Origin of the sequence: Staphylococcus sp. HMSC34C02, assembly GCF_001838705.1 — a bacterium.
GTDB lineage: Bacteria > Bacillota > Bacilli > Staphylococcales > Staphylococcaceae > Staphylococcus > Staphylococcus borealis.
This window is the reverse complement of the sequence record NZ_KV838556.1, coordinates 1-2485: the sequence shown is the minus strand read 5'-3', so window position 1 is coordinate 2485 and position 2485 is coordinate 1. Positions and strand designations below refer to the sequence as shown.

2 protein-coding genes are annotated in these 2485 nt (G+C 29.9%); one reads left to right on the top strand and one right to left on the bottom strand.

The window, feature by feature from the left end; genetic code table 11:
- The first annotated feature begins 309 nt into the window (after nucleotides 1–309).
- Entirely contained in the window at nucleotides 310–1314 is a 1005-nt protein-coding gene (locus HMPREF3239_RS01050; protein ID WP_001655052.1) for a protein rep, read from the top strand.
- A 911-nt stretch (nucleotides 1315–2225) separates the two neighbouring features.
- Here HMPREF3239_RS01050 and HMPREF3239_RS01045 read toward each other — a convergent pair.
- A partial coding sequence (locus HMPREF3239_RS01045; RefSeq protein WP_070499155.1) for a DMT family transporter occupies nucleotides 2226–2485 on the bottom strand: 260 nt, incomplete at its 5' end.

The window sequence follows — 2485 nt, the reverse complement described above, 5'->3', positions numbered from 1 at the left end:
TTTAATTTTCGTATTTTATTTAATTTTATTCTAAGTATTTTTTAATTGTAGTCTTGTATTTTGAGTGTCATTCGCGTGGTATTTTTGTGGATTGATGGTTTTTGAAAGGTTTTTGAAACGAGTTGAAAACGAGTTTCTTCTTGTCTTGATACTATATAGAAATAACGTTCTTTTTCAAAATATCGTTTTAACGTTGATTTGACAGTGTTTTTAATGGTTTTTAGTGTATAAAATAAAATTTGACATAAAAAAACTCCAGTAATAAGATTAAAGTGTCGAGCTAAAATCAAATACTGGAGGTCTTTTTATATGCAAGACAATCATACAAAATATATAGACGAAAATCAAGATAATAAAACACTAAAAGATATGATGAAAAGTGGGAAACAACGCCCATGGAGAGAAAAGAAAATTGATAATGTAAGTTATGCAGATATACTGGAAATCTTAAAAATTAAAAAGGCTTTTAACGTAAAACAATGTGGTAACGTCTTAGAATTCAAGCCAACTGATGAAGGTTATTTGAAGTTACATAAGACATGGTTTTGTAAATCAAAATTATGTCCAGTTTGTAATTGGAGGCGTGCTATGAAAAATAGTTATCAAGCTCAAAAAGTGATTGAAGAAGTGGTAAAAGAAAAGCCTAAAGCTCGGTGGTTATTTCTTACTCTATCAACACGAAATGCGATAGATGGAGATACTTTAGAACGAAGTTTAAAGCATTTAACTGAATCTTTTAGAAGATTATTTAAATATAAAAAAGTTAGTAAAAACTTAATTGGTTTCATGCGTTCAACAGAAGTTACAGTTAATAAAAATGATGGTAGTTATAATCAACATATGCATGTCTTATTATGTGTTGAAAGTAAGTATTTTAGAGGTTCTGAAAATTATATTTCGCAAAATGATTGGATTGATTTTTGGCAAAAAGCATTACAAGTTAATTATCGACCAGTAGCAAATATTAAAGCGATCAAACCAAATCAAAAAGGCGATAAAGATATTCAAGCAGCAATCAAAGAAACCTCAAAATATTCGGTTAAGTCATCTGATTTTTTAACTGATGATGACGAAAAAAATCAAGAAATCGTAAATGATTTAGAAAAAGGTTTATATCGAAAACGTATGTTGAGTTATGGTGGTTTGCTTAAACAAAAACATAAAATTTTAAATTTAGATGATGTTGAAGATGGCAATTTAATTAATACAAGTGACGAAGATAAAACAACGGATGAAGAAGAAAAAGCACATTCAATTACGGCAATTTGGAATTTTGAAAAACAAAATTATTACTTAAAAGATTTGAAACGTTAGCTTAAAAGCTAGCGTTTTTTTATGTCTTTTTTCCCCTGCGGGAACTATAGCGTCCAACCGGCATGGTTGACCAGTTTTTATGCCAATTTTTAAATTTGCATGTAAATGGACCAGTGTCTAAAAAATTAGTCACTGGTTTTGATCAAATTTTAGTTTGTGGAATTAGAATATATTTATTTGGTTCATATTTACGTTTTAAAAGCTTGTGTAGGTTTTTAGGTATAAAACTATATGATTTACCCCTAAATCTTTAAAATACCCCCTTAAAATTCAAAATAAAGGCATTTAAAATTTTAAAAATAAAAAAGCTACTAGTAAAAAACTAGTAGCTTAAATCTTAGTTAAATTTCGATGCAGTATTAATTTTTATATCTACGCTACAACGTCGATTCTAGTTCGTGTAGTATTAATTTTTGTATCTGCGCCACAACGCCGATTCTAATAAATGTAGTATTAATTTTTATATCTGTGCTACAACACCGATTACTTAAAACTAAGATAAAAAATCGACGAAGGTCGATTATGGTTTTTACACGCGTTCTTTTAGAACGCATAAGTGCGCCCTTACGGGATTTAACTAGATTATAACGACGAAAATCAGACCTGTAAAGCGATAACTATTGTGATAAAGTTTGCTAAAAAGGAGTGATTCTATGACTGCTATTTGGATATCGATTATAGGTATGTGGTTTTGTATTGGAATGGCATTTTTTGCTATCAAGAGGAGAAAAAAATAAAAAATAGAACACGCATTTATGCCGAGAAAATTTATTGATGTTGAGAAGAACCCTTAACTAAACTTGCAGACGAATGTCGGCATAGCGTGAGCTATTAAGCCGACCATTCGACAAGTTTTGGGATTGTTAAGGGTTCCGAGGCTCAACGTCAATAAAGCAATTGGAATAAAGCAATTAATGCGATGTTCCGAAAATGTTTAACGAAACTACGCCGACTATGATTAAAACTATAGATACTATAGTTATTAGATTTATTTGTTCTTTGAAAATAATTATTGAGACTACGGTTGTTAAGACTAAACCTAGTCCCGCCCAAGTTGCATAAGTTATATTTAGTGGTAGGTGTTGCATTGTTTTACTTAAAAAATAGAAACAAATTCCAAATGAAATTATTGTTCCTAAGGATGGTATAAATTTTGAAAAGCCTTCTGAAG